Here is a 19,555-nt window from a genome sequence, read left to right as displayed (position 1 = left end):
GGTCGCGAGGCCAGCATGAGAGACACTCGGAAGTTCGCTATCCGCCTATAGCAAGCCTCGAAGGTCATCCCAAGCGAAAGGTCGTGTGCTCATGGCACGCAGGCTGTTTGCAGTCGTGCGGCACCAGCCCCAACAGACAGAAAGAGGCGGCCTTCCGGCCGCCTCTATTCATGTCACTCACATCTGGAATGCTTGGTATCAGGCCGGGCGCTCTTCTCCCGCGTTCGGGCGCCAGGTGATGAGCTTGCGCTCCACGACGTCGAGCACGAGATCGATGATCAGGACGAAGACCGCCAGGATGACGATGCCGGCGAAGACGCCGACCGCGTCGAAATTGCCTTCCGACCGGGCGATGAGGTAGCCGAGGCCCGCCGAGGCGCCGAGATATTCGCCGATGATCGCGCCGACCACGGCGAAGCCGACCGAGGTGCGCAAGGACGAGAGAATCCAGCTCGCCGCCGCCGGGAAGTAGACGTGGCGCAGCAGGTCCTTACGCGTGGCGCCGAGGATCTTGGCGTTGGAAAGGACGACAGGGTTCACTTCCTTCACGCCTTGCATGGCGTTGAAGAAGGTGACGAAGAAGACGAGCGTCACCGCCAGGGCCACTTTCGACCAGAGGCCGAGGCCGAGCCAGAGCACGAAGATCGGTGCCAGCACGACGCGCGGAATGGCGTTGAAGCCCTTGATGAACGGATCGAGGACCCGCGCCGCGAAGGGGCTGAGGCCGAGCCAGACACCGGCGGCGACGCCGAGGGCCGTGCCGATGACATAGCCGAGCACCGTTTCGCTGAGCGTGATGCCGACATGCTGATAGAAGCCGGGGTCGCTGACCCAGGTCACGACCTGCCCGACGATGTCGAACGGCGCGGGAAAGAAGAAGCGGTCGATGATCCCGGCGCTGACGCCGAGCTGCCAGCCGCCCACGACGACGACCAAAAGGGCGAGTTGGATGAGGCGAACGTTAGTGCCGCGCATAGCTCTTCTCCACCTCGCCGCGAAGCGACGCCCAGATGTCGCGATAAAGGTCCATGAAACGGGGATCGAGCTTGATCTCCGCGACATTGCGCGGGCGCGCCAGATCCACCGGGAAGCTCTCGATGATGCGGCTCTTGGGGCCGGCGGCGAGAACCACGACCCGGTCTCCCAGTGCGATCGCCTCTTCCAGATCGTGCGTGATCATCACGACGGCGCAGCGATCCTCCTGCCACAGGCGCAGAAGCTCGTTCTGCATGAGGTGGCGGGTGTGGATGTCGAGCGCCGAGAAGGGCTCGTCCATCAGAATGACCTTGGGCTCGGTGATCAGCGCCTGCGCCATCTGCACACGCTTGCGCTGGCCGCCCGAGAGCTGGTGGGGGTAGCGGGCCTCGAAGCCCTTGAGCCCGACCTTCTCCATCCAGGCCAGCGCCTTCCCGCGCCGCTCATTCGCCGGGACCTGCCGGAACAGGAGGCCGAGCTCGACATTCTCGATCGCCGTCTTCCAGGGCAGGAGCGCGTCCTGCTGGAAGAGATATCCGATGTCGTTCTGAACGCCGGAGACCGGCTTTCCGTCGATGGCGACCTGCCCCGAAGCGGGCTTCAGGAGGCCGGCGATGGCGTTGAGGATGGTGGACTTGCCGCAGCCCGTCGGCCCGACGATGGCGAGGAACTCGCCGTCGCGAACCTCCAGATCGACATTCTCCACGGCGACGAAGGAGCCGAAGGCCATGGTCACCCGGTCGATCGTCACCATGGACGGAGGAGCGGGGCCGGTGTCGGCGTTCGGCACGGGTGCGAGCTTTCTGACGGTGGCGGACATGGCGGGGGCCCTCAGTTCGACGCCTGCACCAGGACCTTTTCCACGAAGGCGTTCGTGTAGGTCTTGGAGAGGTCGATGTCGGTTTTCGCGACGCTGGCGTTGAAGGTCTTCAGCACCGCGAGCGGGGTCTGCAGATCCTCAGTCTTGAAAGTGCCATCCAGCGAGAAGATCGCCTTGGCGTTCTCGACGGCCTTCACATAGGTCGCCTTGTCCCCGGTCACGAAGTCGGACGGGAGCTTGTCGACGATCTCCTCGGCGCTGTGGTCCTTCATCCAGTGAAGGGCCTTGACCGTGGCGTTGGTGACCTTCTGGATCACCTCGGGATTCTTGTCGATATAGCTCTGGCTGGCATAGAGAACCGAGGTCGGATAGATGCCGCCATAGACATCCACGGCGCCGGCGTCCGAGCGCGCGTCGATCAGGATCTTGCCGAGGCCCCGCTCGGCCACGATCGTCGCGGCGGGATCGTAGTTCACGAGAAGATCGACCTTGCCCTGCTGGAGCGAGGCGACCGCCGCCGAGCCCGAGCCGACGCCGATCATCGACACATCGTTTTCCGACAGGCCGTGGCGCTGGAGATAGTAGCGCACGAAGAAGTCCGAGGAGGAGCCCGGCGCGGTGATGCCGACCTTCTTGCCCTTGATCGTCTCGGGCTTGGCGGGGTCGAAATCGGTTTCGTTGGTGCCCGCCAGAACCAGGCCGGAATTGCGCGCCAGCTGGACGAAGCCGACGACGCTTTTGCCCTGCGCCTGCATCTGGATCGTGTGATCGTAGAAGCCGACCGCGATGTCGGTGGACCCCGCGACCAGCGCCTGAAGGACCTTCGAGCCGCCTTGCGCGAAATTCTCGGTGGTGACGTCCAGCCCCTCCGCCTCGTAGAAGCCGAGCGCGTCGGCGATCGGGAAGGGCAGATTGTTGAGATTGTAGGAGCCGACGCTGATGCGGACCGACTGCGCGTCGGCGGCGCCGACGAGTGCGAGCACGGCTGCGGCAGCCAAAAGCATGCGACGCATGAGATATCCTCCCGGAAAGATGAACCCGGCTCTCCCGGCCGGGCAGGTGATTGGATCAGGCCGCCCGTTCTATTCGGACGGCGGGCTTGGCGAAGACGAATCCTTCGAACAACCGACGCGCGGTTCTCACGATGCCAGCTACTATGGAACCCTGACGAAATTCGAGCTCGACATCGAGACGTCCGCCCGGATGTTCCAGACAAATTCGCGTGGGGACGGCGGCCCCGCCGACCGCCCGGAAGGCGATCGTGCCAGGCGTGACGCAGGCCGTCGCGATGCCCACGGCCCCGGTGGTGGCAAGAGCCGGGTGGCATTCGTGCGGCATGAAATAGCGCACGCCCAGCGTTCCGCCCTGCGCGGGGGGCGCGATCAAGACCGGCTTGGGGATCACCTTATCGGCGACGTCGCCCATGCCCATCCGCCGCCCCGCTTCCAGGCGGATGGCGGAAAGACGCGCGCCCAGCGCCGCGTCGGCGCTGAGATCGGCGGCGCTCTCGCGGCCGGTGACGCCGAGATCGGCGGCGCGCACGAGAACCATGGGAATGGCGCAGTCGATGCAGGTCGCCTCGACCCCATCGATGATCTCCGAAGCGAGGCCGGTCGGCAGGAGCTTGCCGGTCTTGCCCCCGGCGGCGTTGACGAAGGTCAGCGCGATCGGCGCCGCAAGCCCTGGCACGCCGTCGATCGAGGCGTCGCCGAGATAGGTGACGTGGCCGCCACTGGTCGGGACCTTGGCTTCGATCAGCTTGCCGGTGTTGACGTTGTGGATGCGCACATGGGTCTGCCGGTCGGCGGCCGGAACGAGCCCGGCCTCGATCGCGAAGGGCCCGACGGCGGCCAGCATGTTGCCGCAGTTCGGCGCGTAGTCGACGGTGCGCTGATCGTTGCGGACCTGCGCGAAGAGATAGTCCACGTCCGCGTCCGCCACGCTCGCCGGGCCGATGATGGCGACCTTCGAGGTCACCGGGTTGCCGCCGCCGATCCCGTCGATCTGCAGCGGGTGGCCCGAGCCCATAATCGACAGGAGCGCGGCGTCGCGCGCCGCCGGCTCGGCCGGCAGGTCGGAGCTCAGGAAAAACGGACCGCGAGAGGTGCCGCCGCGCATCAAGACGCAGGGGATCCGCATCAGGTCGTTCATCGCTAGCCCTCCCATTCTTGCGCTCACTGGATCAATCCGTGGTTCTGTTGCAATTTGGCAAAGGGCAGGCGAGATGTGAAATGCAAATATTGGGAGGAGTAATGCGTTTTGAACATCAATTGTGAGATCCTGGACCTACGCGCGTTCCAGCTCGTGGTGGAGTTCGAGAGCTTCCACCGCGCGGCAGAGGCGCTGCACATGTCGCAATCGGCGCTCAGTCGCCGCATCCAGAAGCTGGAGGCTTCGATCGGAGCGCCGCTTCTGGAGCGCACCACGCGCCACGTCGCCGCGACGGCCACGGGACAGGAGCTTCTGCCGCTGGTGCGGCGCATGCTGGAGGAGTTCGACGCCTCGCTCTTCTCGCTGAAGGACGCCAACAGCCAGCGGCGCGGGCTGATCACGATGGCCTGTCTGCCGACGGCGGCGTTCTACTTCCTTCCCAATGTCGTGCGCCGGTTCAACGAGGAGTTTCCCCATATCCGGTTTCGGATTCTTGACCTGACGGCCAATGACGGATTGCGGGCGGTGGCGCGCGGCGAGGTCGAGTTCGGCATCAATCTCATGGGCAATTCCGACCCAGACCTCTCGTTCGAAGCCCTGATCGACGACCCGTTCGTTCTGGCGATGCGCAAGAATCATCCTCTTGCGAAGAAAGACGTGATCCGCTGGCCGGAGCTCGAGGGTCACCGCTTGATCACGGTGGACCGATCAAGCGGCAACCGGGCGCTTCTCGACGCGACGCTCGCCCGCGCCAACCTGCGGCTGAACTGGTTCTATGAGGTGACGCATCTCAACACCTCGCTGGGGCTGGTGGAGGCGGGCCTCGGAATCTCGGTTCTGCCCAAGCTCGCGACCCCGCAGGGGGAGCACCCGTTTCTCGTCACGCGGCCGATCGTCGATCCCGTCGTCACCCGCACGATCGGCCTGGTGCAGCGACGGAGCGGCCGCCTTTCGCCTGCCTCCGAACGCTTTCTCGAGATGCTGATCAAGACTTGGAAGCAGTAAGCGAAGCTCTGGTCTTGTCACATCCGATCGGGACCCTGTCACCGCAAAGCCAGCCGTCGCAAGATCATCGGACGACCACAGACGCCCAGCCTTATCCAACCTCAGGTAATATCATCCGAGCTGGACGGGTGAAGCACCCCAACAACAATAACCGTCAGCTCCACGTACAATAGAAGCTCTTCCTCAGTCAAAACCTGACCAAAAGGGTGCACTAACTATTATCGCATTATCAACATTTTCGTGAAAAAATCTCGCAAAGGTCTGCTCTGGGAGTTGTGGAATTGCGCCTGTCCATCAAGCTGAAGCTCAGTGTAGCATTCGCCAGCGTCCTGGGGATGATGGGGGCGGCTGGATACTACGGTATTCTGAGCCTTCAGTCTTCCAACGAGAATATGCAGACGTTCATCGACCGTCCCTATGCACAGACCAAGCGCATAGAAGACGCCGCGAAGAATATGCACAGCCTGGGTCGAAATATGAATCGCTTTCTGGCGATCACAAACGATGCGGAGATCGCGGATCTTCGATCGAAGATCGACCAGGGCGTTGTCGAAGAAATCCAAGCTTTGGCCGACTACAAGTCCGGTTTGGGCGGTGAGACGCCCGCAGCGTTGGAAGTCGCCGATTCTGTCATCGCCAATCTCAAGACTTGGCAGGTCATGATCGACAAGATCATGGACATTGCACAGGTCAACTCCATGACGCGCGCCAACGAACTTTACGCTCGCGAGGCCGTGCCGTTAATCAACGAGATCACCGGCGATTTCACGGACACGATCGGCAAGATCGACGGCAACCCGAGTGTCTCGAGCGAATTGCGAAGCGCGCTGATCGCGGTCCGTTTCTCCCTTCCGCAGATGATGTACAACTTGATGGCGGCCTTGTCCGAGCAGGACGATGCACGCCTGCAGGTCGCAAAACAGTCGCTGGACACTCAGATCGACGCTTTCGACAAGGCGTTCGCGTCCTATGTGGAGAAGGCGAAAACCTCCCCCTTGTCGGCCGCGGCCATCGAGCAGAGTGGCAATTGGGAGCACCTGAAGCCTGTCATTCAGAAGATCGCCGCCTATGGGACCGCGAACGACGCCGAGCACGCCAACGCTCTGTTCATGGCGGAAGCGCGCCCGCTCATGTATGTCATATTCGGCCAGCTCGATAAGCTGATCGCGGAAGAAACGACCTTTGCCCAGACCCTGGCGAAGAACACCGAGACCGAGTTCACGGCAACCCGCGAGACGATGATCGTGCTGGTCGCGCTCGCCCTCCTGATGGGCATCGGCGCCGCCATCTGGCTGGCGCGGTCGATCTCGGGCGGCCTCAACCTCGCCAAGCATCACGCCCGCAAGATCGGCGACGGCGACATTTCCGAGAAGATCGAGGTCAAGCACGACGACGAGATCGGCGATCTCCTCACCACCATGTGCCAGATGCGCGGCAAGCTGAACGAGACCATCGTCGCGATCCGCGAATCCTCCGCCCAGGTCTCCTCCGGCTCGGCCCAGTCCGCCGCCACCGCCGAGCAGCTTTCCTCCGGCGCCACGCAGCAGGCCGCCGCCTCCGAGCAGGCCTCGGCCGCGATCGAGCAGATGTCGGCCAACGTGCGCCAGAACGCCGACAATGCCGGCACCACGGAGAAGATCGCAGCCCAGGCCTCGGTGAACGCCGAGAAGTCGGGCGCGGCCGTCGGCGCCTCGGTGGTCGCCATGCGCACCATCGCCGAGAAGATCACCGTGATCCAGGAGATCGCCCGCCAGACCGACCTTCTGGCGCTCAACGCCGCCATTGAGGCGGCCCGCGCCGGCAGCCATGGCAAGGGCTTCGCGGTGGTCGCCTCGGAGGTGCGCAAGCTCGCCGAGCGCTCCCAGATCGCCGCGCAGGAAATCGGGCAATTGTCGACGCAGACGCTTCTGACCTCGGAAGAGGCGGGGGAGATGCTGGACGCGCTGGTGCCCGACATCCGTCGCACGGCGGAACTGGTGACCGAGATTTCGGCGGCGTGCCGGGAGCAGTCGATCGGCATCGACCAGATCAACCAGGCGATCCAGCAGCTCGATCAGGTGACCCAGTCCAACGCCGGAGCGGCCAACGAGATGGCGGCGACGGCGAGCCAATTGTCCGCCGAGGCAGGGCGCCTGGAAGAAAGTGCGGGCCATTTCAAGCTGGAGGCGGCCGCCGCAGCGAAGGTGGCCAAGGCCGATCGGGCCGCCAACGTCGCCGAGCTGCGCGCCAAGGTGCAGGCCTTCGGCGCCACCTACGCCAAGCCGAAGACGGCGCCGGTCTCGCACGCGCCGACCGCATCAAACGCCCCTGCCGCTTCGTCCAATGGCTTCGACATGACGCTCGACGACACCAGCGACTTCGAGCGCCTGAGCGCCTGAGCCTCCCCAAGGCGTCTCGCGATCGATCTTCGATCAAGATCAAGAAGATGGGTGCGGGCGACCCGGAGGGTCGCCCGGCCGCACGGAGCGCTCAGCCCTTGGGCTCGGCGCTCCCCTTCTGCTCCATCAGGCGCCGGTGGCGCAGGATGTCGGCGACGAAGTTACGCGACAGGCTGTGGTAGAGCGGCGCGCCGGAGACGAGGCGCGCGGTGCCGAAGCCGAGAAGCGAGGCCAGCATCACCGGCACGACATTGCCGGCATTGCCGGTCATTTCCAGGATGATGACGAAGGCCGTCATCGGCGCCTGAACGACGCCCGCGAAATATCCGGCCATGCCGAGCGTCGCGGCGAGGCTGGACCCGAGGCCGAAGGCGAGGCCAATCGTCGAGCCGAGGCCCGCCCCCACCGCCAGCGAGGGCGCGAAGATGCCGCCGGGAATGCCCGACACCATCGAGGCGAGCCCCGCCACGAACTTGGCGAGGAAGAAGAAGGGCGACAGCGCCGTGCCCTCGATCGCCGAGCGGGCCTGCTCGTAGCCGGTGCCATAGGTCGTTCCGCCCGAGAGAAGTCCCGCGAGTGCCACGACGAGGCCGCACAGGGCAGCCACAGCGACGATCCGGGCGGGCGCGCCCTTGGTCCAGCGCCGGACCCGCCGCATGATCGCCAGCGCGCCGCCGCTGAACATGGCGCCGAACGCGCCGCCGAGAACGCCGCAGGCGACCACCAGGAACCAGCCGCTCGCCGTCACCACATCCGCGTCGGTGCGGCCGAAATAGGTGTAGTTGCCGGTCAGCGCCAGCGAGGCGAGGCCCGCCAGGACCACCGCCGAGAGCACGAGGCCGTTGGTGCGCGCCTCGTAGGCCCGACCCATCTCCTCGATGGCGAAGACGATGCCGGCGAGCGGCGTGTTGAAGGCCGCCGCGATGCCGGCGGCCGACCCGGCCAGGATGAGGCCGCGCGCGTGCGCCATGCCGCCCAGACGCCCCGTCGCCAGCATGATCGCCGCGCCGACCTGCACGGTCGGCCCCTCGCGCCCGATCGAGGCGCCGGACAGGAGGCCGAGCAGGGTGAGAAAGATCTTGCCGAGCGCCGTGCGCAGCGACAGGAGAAGCCCCCGGTCCGCGTCGCTTTCCAGATGCCGCGCGGCGATGGCCTGGGGAATGCCGCTGCCGCCCGAATTGGGAAAGAAGCGCAGGGCGAGATAGCTCGACAGCGCGAAGCCGGCGGGAGGCACGACCAGCAGGGCGGCCGGGCCGAGATGGCTGGCCATCGCCTCGAACATCCGCTGCGCCCAGTCCGCCATCTCCGCGAAGGCCACGCTGACCAGCCCCACCGCCAGCGCGCCCAGCCAGAACACGAGGCGCGGGCGCCAGACGCGCTTCGACATCCAGACCGCGCGGGATCGGCGGAGCATCGGCACGCGGCGGATTCTGGATCGGGTTCCGGCGAGGTTCGGCATGCGGCAAACTCACAAGCGATGATCGGTCCCCTCATGCGGGGATTGGCCGCCGATGTCGAGCGCGATCCGTGGTCGCCCGCGCTTCTGAATTTCCCGAACGGGCTGGTCGGCGGATCAGGGAGGCGAACCGCCGGAGGCCCATCGAAGCCGCGTCCAGACCGCGAGCGCGCAGACCGCAACGAGCGCCACCGCGACGCCGACGAGAAGGCGGTGATGCGTCTTCAGATGGCCGAAGATCGTCTCGATGCCGTGGCCGAACCAATAGCCGGCGGACACGAAGACCAGCGCCCAGACCGTGGCCGCCGCCGCGTTGATGGCGAGGAAGCGGAGCGCGGGAAGCCGCGTCGTTCCGATCGCGATCGGGCTGACGGTTCGAAACCCGTAGACGAAGCGAAAGCCGAAGGTGAAGAGCACGGGCCGCTTCTCGAACTCCGCCAGCGCCCGTGCGAAGAACGGCTTGGCGCTGACGCGCCGCACGAAGCGCGTTTCGCGAAAGAAGCGCCCGCAGGAGAAGAAGATCTGATCGGCCGCGAACGAGCCGAGACCCACCGCGAGCATGACCTGCCAGAGCTCGAGCGTCCCGGCATGGGCGATCACCCCGGCGAGGATGGCGACCGTCTCCCCCTCGAAGCCGGCGCCGAGAAAGATCGCGGGAAGCCCGAACTGCGCGACGAGGCTTTCGATCGTCATGGCGTCGACACCGGCAGGGCCTGACCGCGCACGACCTGGCGCGGTTGGAGCAGCAGGGCGACCAGAGCCGTCCAGCCGGTCTGATGCGAGGCGCCGAGGCCGAGGCCGGTATCGCCGTGGAAGAACTCGTTGAAGGTGACGCGGTCGGCATTATTCGGGTCGGGGTCGGGCCCTGCCATGCCGGGGCGCTGGCCAGTCGCGTCCTTCAGGAACAGCGCGCAAAGGCGGCGCGCGATCTCGTCGCTGATTTCCCGAAGCCCCATCAGGTGCCCGGACCCGGCCGGACATTCGACCTGAAAGGACTCGCCGTAGAAGCGCTCGAACTCCAGCAGCGCCTCGATCAGCATGAAGTTGAGCGGCATCCAGACCGGCCCGCGCCAGTTGGAATTGCCGCCGAAAATGGCAGCCGCCGACGTGCCCGGCTCGTAGCGGACCTCGTAGCGCGCGCCGTCCAGATCGAGCGCGAAAGGGTGCGCCGCGTGCGCCTTGGACAGCGAGCGCAGGCCGTGCGGCGAAAGGAACTCGTTCTCGTCCAGCATGCGGGCGAGCAGCGCCGTCATCCGCTGCCGGCGCAGGAGCGAAAGAAGCAGCCGCTCGTCCTTCCCGGGCTCGGCGAAGCGCGAGACCTCGCGCGTCAGGTCGGGTCGGTGCCGCAGCATCCAGCCGAGCCGCTCGGCAAAGTCGGGATGGCGACGGGCGATGTCGGCGTCCAGCACCTCCACCGCGCAGAGCGGGATGAGCCCGACCAGCGAGCGTACGCGAAGCGTCGTCTCGCGGCCGTCCGGCAGGACCAGCGCGTCGTAGAAGAAGCTGTCCTCCTCGTTCCAGAGGCCCTGCCCGCAGGCCCCCTTCTCCGCCTCGCTGCCGCCGACATGGGTCATGGCGGAGGCGATGGTGAGGAAATGCTCGAAGAACTTCGTCGCGACATCCTCATAGACGGGATTCTCGCGCGCCAGTTCCAGCGCCATGCGCATGAGGTTGAGCGCATACATGGCCATCCAGGCCGTGCCGTCGGACTGCTCGACGAAGCCGCCGCCGGGGATCGGCGCGGAGCGGTCAAAGACGCCGATATTGTCGAGCCCGAGAAACCCGCCCTGGAAAAGGCTGCGCCCCGCCTCGTCCTTGCGGTTCACCCACCAGGTGAAGTTGATCATCAGCTTGTGGAAGATACGCTCTAGGAAGGGCCGGTCGGCCACGCCCGTCAGCGCCTCGTCCATGCGGTAGACGCGAAGCGCGGCGAAGGCGTGGATCGGCGGGTTGGCATCCCCGAACGCCCATTCGTAGGCCGGCAGCTGGCCGCTCGGATGCATGTACCATTCGCGCGTCAGGAGCAGGAGCTGCGCCTTGGCGAGCGCGGGGTCGACCAGCGCGGCGGTAATAGTGTGAAAGGCGAGGTCCCACGAGGCGTACCAGGGATATTCCCACTTGTCGGGCATCAGGACGACGTCGGCATTGGCGAGATGCGTCCAGTCGGCATTGCGCCCGGACAGGCGGGAGGCCGGCGGCGTCGGCTCACCGGGATCGCCGTCCAGCCAGCGCTTCACGTCGTAATGGTAGACCTGCTTGGACCAGAGGAGACCGCTCAGCGCCTGACGCTGCACCAGCCGCGCGTCGGGGTCCGTGATGTCCTTCTGGAGCACGGCGTAGAACTCGTCGGCCTCCGCCAGACGAGCGGTGAAGAGCGCGTCGAAGCCGGCGACGCCCAGCGGCGGCGCACCCTCCGGGCACCAGTGATAGCGCAGCACGAGCTGCTCGCCGGGCTCAATCCTGTGCTCCGACAGAACCGCGCATTTGGTGCCGCTGTCCGGCAGCGCGGCCGCGCGGGCGCCAAGCACATGGTCGCCGATCGCGTCCTTGAAGGCGCCGTCCGGCCCCTCGCCGTAAAGCCTACGCCCGTTCGTCTCGTTCTCGCAGAACAGGAGGCGCGCCGGCTGCAGCGCAGAGAAGCGCCGGGGCGCGAAGCCGGGATGCGCGGCGGAGACGGAGCCGTCCGCCTCGCCCCGGAGCAGGGGCTTTTCGCCGGGATCGCCCCAGCTCCAGACATTGCGCGCCACAAGCTGCGGCAGAACGTGGAGCGGGGCCGCGTCCGGCCCGCGATTGAGCACGCTGACGCGCATCAGGATGTCGTCAGCCCCACGCTTGGCATAGCTGATCTCGACGTCGAAGTAGCGCCGCTCGGCGAAGATGCCGGTGTCGGATATCTCGTATTCCGGCGCGTCCGTTCCCTTGCGCCGCGCGTTCTCGGCCAGAAGATCGGCATAGGGGAAGGCGCCTTGCGGGTAGCGGTAGAGCATCCGCTGGTAGGAATGGGTCGGGGTGGCGTCGAGATACCACCAGACCTCCTTCACGTCCTCGCCGTGGTTGCCCTCCGCGTTGGTGAGGCCGAACAGGCGCTCCTTGAGGATGGGGTCGCGCCCGTTCCAGAGCGCGAGCGACAGGCACCAATGCTGGTGCGCGTCGCAGAAGCCGGCGATGCCGTCCTCGCCCCAGCGATAGGCGCGCGACCGGGCGTGGTCGTGCGGCAGATAGCTCCAGGCGTCGCCGTCGGCGCTGTAGTCCTCGCGCACGGTTCCCCATTGCCGCTCGGCGAGATAGGGGCCCCATTGGCGCCAGCCGGCGGCGTCCGCCTCGCGCAGGCGCCGACCCTCGATCGTGTCGAAGAGCGGCGATGGCGGGCTCAAGCGGCGGGCTCCGCCGCCGGGCCGTCGACGCGCGCGTCGGGATCGTCTCCGAGCTTGGTCCAGCGCCTGCCGTCGCGCGCAAGAAGCGCGTCCGCGCCCGCCGGCCCGTCCGAGCCGGCGGGATAGGGCTCCGGGCCGCCCTTGGCCCAGGCCTCGATCAGGGGCTCGACCACGGCCCAGGCGGACTCGATCGAATCCGCGCGCTGAAACAGCGTGGCGTCGCCGCTCATGCAGGCATGAAGAAGCATCTCGTAGCCGACATTGGGCGTGCGTTGGAAGAAGTCGTCGTGGCGATAGACTTCCGCCACCGGCGCCAGCGTCTGCCCGGGGCCAGGGCGCTTGGTCTGCAGTTCGGTGCACAGGCCCTTTTCGCCGTCGATCTGGATGACGAGGCGGTTGGGCGCGGGCGCGGCGCCGTCGGCCTCGGCAAACAGCGCATGCGAGGCGGGCTTGAAGGTGACGACGATCTCGGTGCGGTGCGCCGTCATGCGCTTGCCCGAGCGCAGGTAGAAGGGCACACCCTCCCAGCGCGGCGCGTCGATCGTCAGCTTCAGCGCGGCATAGGTCTCGGTCTCGCTGTTCGGGGCGACATCCGGCTCGGCGCGGTAGGCGGCGCGCGGCTCGCCGTTCAGGACGCCTGCGCCGTACTGGCCGCGCACGGCATCACCCGGCTGCACGGGCCGCACGGCGGCCAGAAGCTTCGCCTTGGCGTCGCGCACCGGCTTCTCGGCGAAACTCTCGGGCGGCTCCATGGCGAGCATCGAAAGAAGCTGGAAGAGATGGTTCGGCACCATGTCGCGGAGCGCGCCCGCCTGCTCGTAGAAATGCCCGCGCCCCTCGACGCCCAGCGTCTCCGCCGCGGTGATCTCGACATGGTCGATATGCTCGGCCGACCAGATGGGCTCGAAGATCCGGTTGGCGAAGCGCAGCGCCAGGATCGCCTGCACCGTTTCCTTGCCGAGGAAATGGTCGATCCGATAGATCTGGCTCTCCCCGGCCACCGACAGAAGCTCCGCGTCGAGGGCGCGGGCGGAGGCGAGATCGCTGCCGAAGGGCTTCTCCACCACGAGACGTCGGAACGCCCCCTCCCCCTCTTCGAGCAACCCTACACGACCGAGCCCTTCGGCGATGGGCGCGAAGAAGCGCGAGGAGACCGCGCAATAGAAGACGGCATTGCCCGAGACATGGGCGCGCAGCGCTTCGAACGTCGAGGCCTCAGTGATGTCGCCCTTGAGATAGGACAGGCGCGCGCGCAGCGGGTTCCAGACCTCGTCGCGGATCGTGCCGGCGTTGAATTCCGCGCCCGGATCGGCCGCGAGCTCGTGCAGCGACCGGGTGATGCCCTCGGCCCAGCTCGCGTCGGTGAGATCGGCCCGGTCGACGCCGAGGACGCGCATCGAGCCGTCCAAGAGCCCGGCGGCGGCGAGATCATAGAGCGAGGGCACGAGCAGGCGCTTGGTCAGATCGCCCGCCGCGCCGAAGATGACCAGCGTGCAGGGCGGCGCGGCCGCGCGGGCGGTGGGGGACGGCGTCATGACGAGACCTCAGGGGATGAAACGGCGGGAGCACGGGCGCCGAGGCGGGTGGCGACAGTGTCGGCGACGCGCAGCGCGTTGGCAATGATGGTGAGGGTCGGATTCACCGCGCCGATCGAGGGAAAGAAGCTGGCGTCGGTGACATAGAGATTGTCGATCCCATGGGCGCGGCAGTCGCGGTCGAGCACGGCCGTCGCCGGGTCCTCGCCGAAGCGCAGCGTGCCCGCCTGGTGCGCCGTGCCGCCGATCGGCGTGTCCTTGCCGAGATAGAGCGTGCGGTCCATCAGATGCGGATGGATATCGGCCTTATCGCAAATCCGGCGCAGCATCTCGCGAAGCTGGCGGTGGCCGTCCATGTTGCTTTCGGTGAGGTCGAGATGGACCTGCCCGTTGCGGTAATGGACGCGGTTCTCCAGGAGCGGCAGGTCTTCCGAAGTCAGCCAGAAATCGATGGAATGCCGGGCGATCCAGTCGAAAGGCTTTTCGGGCAGCCAATGGAGGAACGGCGGCAGCCCCTCCACCTCGACCTGCGTGCCGTCCGACTTGCCGACCATCTGGATATGGCCGAGCGGAAACTCGAACGGGTTGAGCGGCGACTTCGCATGGGCGTGGTAGAAGTCGTTGAGGCCCAAGGTCTTCTGGAACTCGGTCGGGTTGGGATCGCGCGATATGGCGAGAACCGTCGCGTTGTTGTGGCGCATGTAGTTGCGACCGACCAGCCCCGAGCGGTTGGCGAGCCCATCGGGATGCCGGTCGCTTGGCGAGCGCAGGAGCAGCAGCGCCGAGGATAACGCGCCGCAGGCCACCACCACGATGTCGCCCCGGATCGTGTGCCGGCGCCCCTCTACGATCGTCTCGACCCCGGTGATGGAGCCGCCCGAGGCGTCGGTCGTCAGACGCTCGACATAAGCGTTCTTCAGCAGCGTCAGGTTGGGATGCGCGGCAAGCGCGGGATCGACGCAGATGATCTGGGCATCCGACTTGCCGTTGGTCAGGCTGGGATAGCCGTCGAACGGGTCGCAGCGCAAGAGGGGCGAATGCGGCGTCGCGGCCCCCGTCTCGTCCTGGTCGAGAAGTGCGCCCATCGGCAGGTGAAACGGATGCAACCCCTCCCGCGCCCAGTCGTCGGAGAGTTTCTGAATGCGCGGCTCGTGACGGATCGCGGCGTGCTTGTAGGGTTTGGGGGCGGGCGGCTCGGTCGGGTCCTCGCCCCGCGCGCCGCGCACTTCGAACAGCTCCTCGGCCGCCTGATAATAGGGTTCGAACTCGTCGTATTTCACCGGCCATTCCGGCGCGACGCCGCCGGGATGGCGCACGGCACTGAAATCCTCGACCCGCAGCCGCAGAAGCACGGCGCCATAGACCTTGGAATTGCCGCCGACGAAGTAGTGAAGGCCCGGCTTGAACGTCGCCCCGTCCGACGAGGCCCAGGTCTCGTCCACCTGATAGCGGCCCTTGGCGAAGACCTCGTTCGTGTCCCAGTTCGCGCGCTCGCGCTTGAGATAGTCGCCGCGCTCCACGAGCAGGATGCGCTTGCCGGTCTGAGCCAGCTTCCAGGCCATCGTCCCGCCCCCAGGCCCGGAGCCGATGATGACGACGTCATAGCGATCTTCGATCATGAGGAGCCCGCGCTTGGTTCAGGTCGTCCCTAAAAGCCCCAGCCGGCAGGGCGTTCCCGGCCGCCGCATGACCATTTGTTCACGCGCCGCCGCGCCTCTTGGAGAAACGCGCGGCCCCCGGAATCGAACATGAAGCAAGGAAACGAGGCGGCGCCCGGACCGGGAGCGAGGCTAAGCGGCAACCCTTTCAAGTCTAAGTTCTAATTACGACTGTTGAGCGTCGATGGATTACCCTCCGATCCCTCATAAAAATTGCAAAAACCATCTTGCCGCATTGAAACACTGCGCTACTCCAGTCGCCCGATCGGCTTGATTCATTCGCCGGGGCACACTCATCCAAGCAAACCGAGTTTTTGACTGCGGCTTTACGCACAATAGTAAGATTTTTCGCCCTATTTTGGGCCTGACGATTGGGAACTTCCGTATGCTGACTCGCCGCCTCTTCGCGAAATCCCTGGCCAGTTTGGCGCTTGCGAGCGGCTCCGCTTGGACGCCCGCCTTCGCCAAGACCGCGATCCTCACGCTGAGCGGTCGTTCGAACGGCGCGAGTATCACGGTCCCTCTCGACTTGGCCGACATAGACGCCCTGCCGCAGACGAGCTTTCGAACCACGACGCCCTGGACCGAGGGCGTCGTAGAGTTCAGCGGCGTCTTGCTGCAAGACTGCCTCGCGGCCAGCGGCATCACCGGCGACAAACTCCATCTCGTGGCCCTCAACGACTACGAGGCCGAGGCGGACCGCACCGACATGGCGAATGCCGAGGCGCTTCTGGCCACGCGCCAGAACGGCCGGGTCATGACGATCGCGGACAAGGGACCGGTCTTCCTGATGTTCCCCTTCGATCGGCGCAGCGACCTGCAGCGCCGCAGCTACTATGCCCAGGCCGTCTGGCAGCTGGCGGAGGTCAACATCGAATGATCGCCGGTCGAATGTTCCGCAGGTCCGCGGCCCGGTGCCGCCGGCTCAAGCTCTGGCTCACCGTCATCACCGCCGTGCTGGCGCTCGCGGCCGTCGCGAGCTCCCTCCTCGCCTACACCTATCAGCGCCGGATCATGGAGGCCTCGCGCTACAACACGACCTTCGACTTCGGTCAGACGGCGGCGGAGCTGATGCGCCTGCAGCTGGCGCTGGAGGAAAGCCGGGGAGAGGGCTCGATCGAGGAGGTTCGGTTCCGCTACGCCATTCTGGTCAACCGGCTGAGCATCGTCACGATCAATCGCGTCGACCCCAAATCGGCGCAGGGCAAGGTCCTGGGGAATCTCCAGCGGGAGGTGCTGGCCCTGGCGCCCCTGATCGCGCAGCTGCCCGACCCGACGATGCTGACCCTCACCATCGACCAGCTCCGGCCCTTCGTCGGCCCGGTGCTTCGCCTCGCCGGCCAGGCGCACAGCCAGGCCAGCAACGAGATCCAGAGCAACCAGAACTGGCTGATCGTCATCTTCGCGGCGATCTGCTGCGTGACCCTGTCTCTCGTTCTGTTCGGCGCGGGGCTGATGGTGGTCGTCTTGCGGCAGAACGCGCATCTCGACAGGATCGTGCGCACCGACTGGCTGACCGGCATCGCCAACCGGTTCGCCTTCAGCCACGCCCTGCGCCAGGGCGAAGGCGAGGATCAGACGATGATCCTGCTCGACGTCGATCACTTCAAGACGCTGAACGACACGTTCGGCCACGCGGCGGGCGACAAGCTGCTGATCGAACTGTCCCAACGCCTGCGCTGGGCCTGTGGGGACGCGGCGATGATCGCGCGCATCGGAGGGGACGAGTTCGCGGTTCTCTATCGCGGATCGGACGCCGAGGCCCGGGGCATCGCCTGCTGCGAGCGCATCCTGGAGCAGGTCCGCAGCCCGTTCGACATCGAGGACCGGCAGGTTCGCTCGCATGTCACGCTCGGCCTCAGCTCCGGCGGGGCGGGGCTGCACCAAGGCACGTGCCTGTTCAAACATGCCGACATCGCGCTCTACGAGGCGAAGGCGGCGGGGCGCAACCGGTTCGTCGTCTTCCGCCCCGAGATGAACCAGCATCTGGGCCGGCGACAGGCGCTTCAGAACGGCATGCGGGAGGCGATCGCGCGCGGCGAGTTCTTCCTCCTGTTCCAGCCGATCGTCGATCTCTCGACCGGCCTCACCTGCGGCTTCGAGGCGTTGCTGCGCTGGCAGCACCATGAGCTCGGCCTGATCTCACCGGTCGAGTTCATTCCCGTGGCGGAGGAAAGCGGCCAGATCGCCATGGTCGGCCTTTGGGTGATCGAGGAGGCTTGCCGGCAGGCGGCGCGCTTCCCCACCGAGACCTTCGTCGCGGTCAACGTCTCGGCCGACCAGCTGGTGGATCCGCTCCTGGTGCAGCACACGACCGCCAGTCTTGCCCGGCATGGGCTGGAGCCCGAGCGCCTGGAAATCGAGATCACCGAAAGCACGCTGATCGAGAACGACGAGCGGGCGCTCGCCGTGCTTCACGCGCTGCGGGCCATGGGCTGCCGCATCTCGCTCGATGATTTCGGCACGGGCTATGCCTCGCTCAGCTATCTCCGGCGCTTTCCCTTCGACAAGATCAAGATCGACCAGTCCTTCCTGCGCAGCAGGTCGCATCGAGAGGAAGGCATCGCCATCATCGCGGGCACCTGCGATCTCGCGCGCCGGCTGAACCTCACCATCGTCGCCGAAGGCGTCGAGACGGAAGAGCATCGCCAGATCGTCGCCTCCGCCGGAAGCCACCAGGGCCAGGGCTATCTCTTCGACAGGCCACTCTCGCCCGAGGCCTCGCTGGCTCGGATCGAGGCCGAGGCGCGGCGGACGTCGGCGCGGCCCAAGCCGGAGCGCGAGCAGGGCCCGGCCGAGGCCCTGATGGCGATGATCTGAAACCCGCCGCGCGCCCCTCGCTTTCGCGCTCGCCCTAACCAGGCAGCCTGGGGCAACGCAGTTGCGAAAAAGTACAAGGCGAAAGTGCCCGATTTTTGCAGTTGCGTTTTCGCTCTCAGAAAAACTCTTAGGCCCCTTACCACCAGTTTGTCTTCGCAACCGCCCGAGATAGCACGAGCAAAGCCGCCTGCCGTATGGGATGCGGCCTCGCCTGCTCGAACGATGCGAAGCCCTCTTCCCGCTTTTTCGACCCCGATCGGCCAAAAAAGTATCGATGTCTTGATCGTCCCGATGTAGCGGCCCGGCAACAGCTGGCCCTATGGTCCCCTTGCCGATTGTTCGGACCCGCAGGTTGGGAGACCTCGCGGCTCGACAGGCCCGAAAGGGGCGACGCGGCTGGGGAGGAGCGCGGTCATGCAGCCTGATCTGGAACTCGTGCATATTCGCAAGGGCGAGTCCTTCGCGGCCTGGATGCATGGCTATCCGTTCCGCACCGTGCGCTGGCACTACCACCCCGAATACGAGATCCACCTCGTCGTCGCGACCTCCGGCCGCTACTATATCGGCGACTTCGCCGGCCGGTTCTCGCCCGGCCAGCTCATCATGACCGGCCCCAATCTGCCGCAGAACTGGATCAGCGACATCGCCGAGGGCGACAGCGTGCCGGTGCGCACCATCGTCGTGCAGTTTCCCGAGAGCTTCATCGAAGGGGCGAGCGGCGCCATCGCCGAGATGCAGGCGCTGCGCCCGCTTCTGGAGCGCTCGCGGCGCGGGCTCCTGTTCGATGACGCCACCAGCGCCGCCGTCACGCCGCTCATGCGCCGTCTGGTGGACGCGCAGGGCCTGAGGCGCATCGCCCTGTTCTGGGAAGTGCTCGACCATCTTCAGGCCGGCGAGCACGAGGTCCTGGCCAGCCTCAGCTTCGAGCCCAACCTGTCGCAGACCAAGGACAGCGGCATCAACCGGGCGCTGGCGCATCTGCGCGAACATCTCACGCAGAGCGTCGAGGAAGGCGATCTCGCCGAGATCGTCGGTCAGAGCCCCAGCGTCTTCTCGCGCGCCTTCAAGCGCCACACCGGCACGACCCTGGTGCGCTACCGCAACCAGCTTCGCATCGACCTCGCCTGCCAGATGCTCCTGACCGAGCCCAACGCCTCGATCGCCAGCATCTGCTTCGAGGTCGGCTTTTCCAACCTCTCCAATTTCAACCGTCATTTCCTGAAGCTGAAGGGCCTCTCGCCCTCGCAGTTTCGCGCCAATTTCGCGGCCAACGAGGCCTTCGCCACGGCCAGCTGACCGCCGGCCTCCAGCCACCGACCTTCACCCATCCGCAGCTTCACGCTGCCGGAAACGAGCGGACGCGTCCGCAAACCAAGCCCGGGA

General features: G+C 66.3%; 14 protein-coding genes. 5 read left to right on the top strand and 9 right to left on the bottom strand.

All coding sequences use genetic code 11. The features are described 5' to 3' along the window. Window positions 1–198: 198 nt before the first annotated feature. Genes M673_RS19390 through M673_RS19375 form a run of 4 tightly spaced genes read right to left on the bottom strand, consistent with a single transcriptional unit; the run spans window position 199 to window position 3,946 of the window. On the bottom strand, window positions 199–975 hold the full coding sequence (locus tag M673_RS19390) for an ABC transporter permease (protein ID WP_061978374.1): 777 nt from the start codon (window positions 973–975) through the stop codon (window positions 199–201). Further along, window positions 962–1,795, bottom strand: a complete 834-nt coding sequence (locus tag M673_RS19385; RefSeq protein ID WP_148640196.1) for an ABC transporter ATP-binding protein — start codon at window positions 1,793–1,795, stop codon at window positions 962–964. Before M673_RS19385 ends, M673_RS19390 begins: the two co-directional genes overlap by 14 nt. A gap of 11 nt (window positions 1,796–1,806) precedes the next feature. Further along, the gene (locus M673_RS19380; RefSeq protein WP_061978372.1) at window positions 1,807–2,808 is read right to left on the bottom strand and encodes an ABC transporter substrate-binding protein; all 1,002 of its coding nucleotides are present in this window, start codon (window positions 2,806–2,808) and stop codon (window positions 1,807–1,809) included. Between the two features lie 55 nt (window positions 2,809–2,863). Continuing rightward, the gene (locus M673_RS19375) at window positions 2,864–3,946 is read right to left on the bottom strand and encodes a 4-oxalomesaconate tautomerase (protein ID WP_061978371.1); all 1,083 of its coding nucleotides are present in this window, start codon (window positions 3,944–3,946) and stop codon (window positions 2,864–2,866) included. Window positions 3,947–4,054: 108 nt separating this feature from the next. Here M673_RS19375 and M673_RS19370 point away from each other — a divergent pair, with 108 nt between their 5' ends. Both M673_RS19370 and M673_RS19365 read left to right on the top strand, forming a co-directional pair. Beyond that, window positions 4,055–4,951: a LysR family transcriptional regulator gene (locus tag M673_RS19370; RefSeq protein WP_061978370.1), complete on the top strand. Its 897-nt coding sequence runs from the start codon at window positions 4,055–4,057 to the stop codon at window positions 4,949–4,951. Between the two features lie 281 nt (window positions 4,952–5,232). Then, window positions 5,233–7,329, top strand: coding sequence for a HAMP domain-containing methyl-accepting chemotaxis protein (locus tag M673_RS19365; protein WP_062215189.1), 2,097 nt, complete (start codon window positions 5,233–5,235; stop codon window positions 7,327–7,329). 91 nt (window positions 7,330–7,420) lie between these two features. Here M673_RS19365 and M673_RS19360 read toward each other — a convergent pair whose 3' ends face one another. The 5 genes from M673_RS19360 to M673_RS19340 all read right to left on the bottom strand — a co-directional run bounded on the left by M673_RS19360 (window position 7,421) and on the right by M673_RS19340 (window position 15,313). Further along, window positions 7,421–8,788: a chloride channel protein gene (locus M673_RS19360; RefSeq protein WP_061978368.1), complete on the bottom strand. Its 1,368-nt coding sequence runs from the start codon at window positions 8,786–8,788 to the stop codon at window positions 7,421–7,423. 114 nt (window positions 8,789–8,902) lie between these two features. Further along, entirely contained in the window at window positions 8,903–9,478 is a 576-nt protein-coding gene (locus M673_RS19355; protein WP_061978367.1) for a DedA family protein, read from the bottom strand. Next, window positions 9,475–12,159: an MGH1-like glycoside hydrolase domain-containing protein gene (locus M673_RS19350; protein ID WP_061978366.1), complete on the bottom strand. Its 2,685-nt coding sequence runs from the start codon at window positions 12,157–12,159 to the stop codon at window positions 9,475–9,477. The genes M673_RS19355 and M673_RS19350 overlap by 4 nt, the downstream gene beginning before the upstream one ends. Continuing rightward, the gene (gene zwf / locus M673_RS19345; RefSeq protein ID WP_061978365.1) at window positions 12,156–13,694 is read right to left on the bottom strand and encodes a glucose-6-phosphate dehydrogenase; all 1,539 of its coding nucleotides are present in this window, start codon (window positions 13,692–13,694) and stop codon (window positions 12,156–12,158) included. Before zwf ends, M673_RS19350 begins: the two co-directional genes overlap by 4 nt. Beyond that, a complete protein-coding gene (locus M673_RS19340; RefSeq protein WP_061978364.1) occupies window positions 13,691–15,313 on the bottom strand; it encodes an FAD-dependent oxidoreductase in 1,623 nt (540 codons plus the stop codon). Before M673_RS19340 ends, zwf begins: the two co-directional genes overlap by 4 nt. Window positions 15,314–15,737: 424 nt before the next feature. On the opposite strand from M673_RS19340, the gene M673_RS19335 reads away from it, so the two are divergent. The 3 genes from M673_RS19335 (at window position 15,738) to M673_RS19325 (ending at window position 19,468) form a co-directional block, all read left to right on the top strand. Further along, on the top strand, window positions 15,738–16,232 hold the full coding sequence (locus M673_RS19335; protein ID WP_061978363.1) for a hypothetical protein: 495 nt from the start codon (window positions 15,738–15,740) through the stop codon (window positions 16,230–16,232). Between the two features lie 11 nt (window positions 16,233–16,243). Then, window positions 16,244–18,172, top strand: a complete 1,929-nt coding sequence (locus M673_RS19330) for a putative bifunctional diguanylate cyclase/phosphodiesterase (RefSeq protein ID WP_187301358.1) — start codon at window positions 16,244–16,246, stop codon at window positions 18,170–18,172. 414 nt (window positions 18,173–18,586) lie between these two features. After that, window positions 18,587–19,468, top strand: a complete 882-nt coding sequence (locus M673_RS19325; protein ID WP_061978361.1) for an AraC family transcriptional regulator — start codon at window positions 18,587–18,589, stop codon at window positions 19,466–19,468. Window positions 19,469–19,555 lie beyond the last annotated feature (87 nt).

The organism is Aureimonas sp. AU20 (assembly GCF_001442755.1).
In the GTDB taxonomy this organism is placed as follows: domain Bacteria; phylum Pseudomonadota; class Alphaproteobacteria; order Rhizobiales; family Rhizobiaceae; genus Aureimonas.
The sequence above is the reverse complement of the archived record's forward strand: the minus strand, read 5'-3'. Positions and strand labels throughout refer to the sequence as shown.

Bases quoted from the DNA above. Each gene is read 5' to 3' on its own strand.
- M673_RS19390 (WP_061978374.1), bottom strand. From the start codon at position 975: ATGCGCGGCACTAACGTTCGCCTCATCCAACTCGCCCTTTTGGTCGTC.
- M673_RS19385 (WP_148640196.1), bottom strand. From the start codon at position 1,795: ATGTCCGCCACCGTCAGAAAGCTCGCACCCGTGCCGAACGCCGACACC.
- M673_RS19380 (WP_061978372.1), bottom strand. From the start codon at position 2,808: ATGCGTCGCATGCTTTTGGCTGCCGCAGCCGTGCTCGCACTCGTCGGC.
- M673_RS19375 (WP_061978371.1), bottom strand. From the start codon at position 3,946: ATGAACGACCTGATGCGGATCCCCTGCGTCTTGATGCGCGGCGGCACC.
- M673_RS19360 (WP_061978368.1), bottom strand. From the start codon at position 8,788: ATGCCGAACCTCGCCGGAACCCGATCCAGAATCCGCCGCGTGCCGATG.
- M673_RS19355 (WP_061978367.1), bottom strand. From the start codon at position 9,478: ATGACGATCGAAAGCCTCGTCGCGCAGTTCGGGCTTCCCGCGATCTTT.
- zwf (WP_061978365.1), bottom strand. From the start codon at position 13,694: ATGACGCCGTCCCCCACCGCCCGCGCGGCCGCGCCGCCCTGCACGCTG.
- M673_RS19340 (WP_061978364.1), bottom strand. From the start codon at position 15,313: ATGATCGAAGATCGCTATGACGTCGTCATCATCGGCTCCGGGCCTGGG.
- M673_RS19335 (WP_061978363.1), top strand. From the start codon at position 15,738: ATGCTGACTCGCCGCCTCTTCGCGAAATCCCTGGCCAGTTTGGCGCTT.
- M673_RS19330 (WP_187301358.1), top strand. From the start codon at position 16,244: ATGTTCCGCAGGTCCGCGGCCCGGTGCCGCCGGCTCAAGCTCTGGCTC.
- M673_RS19325 (WP_061978361.1), top strand. From the start codon at position 18,587: ATGCAGCCTGATCTGGAACTCGTGCATATTCGCAAGGGCGAGTCCTTC.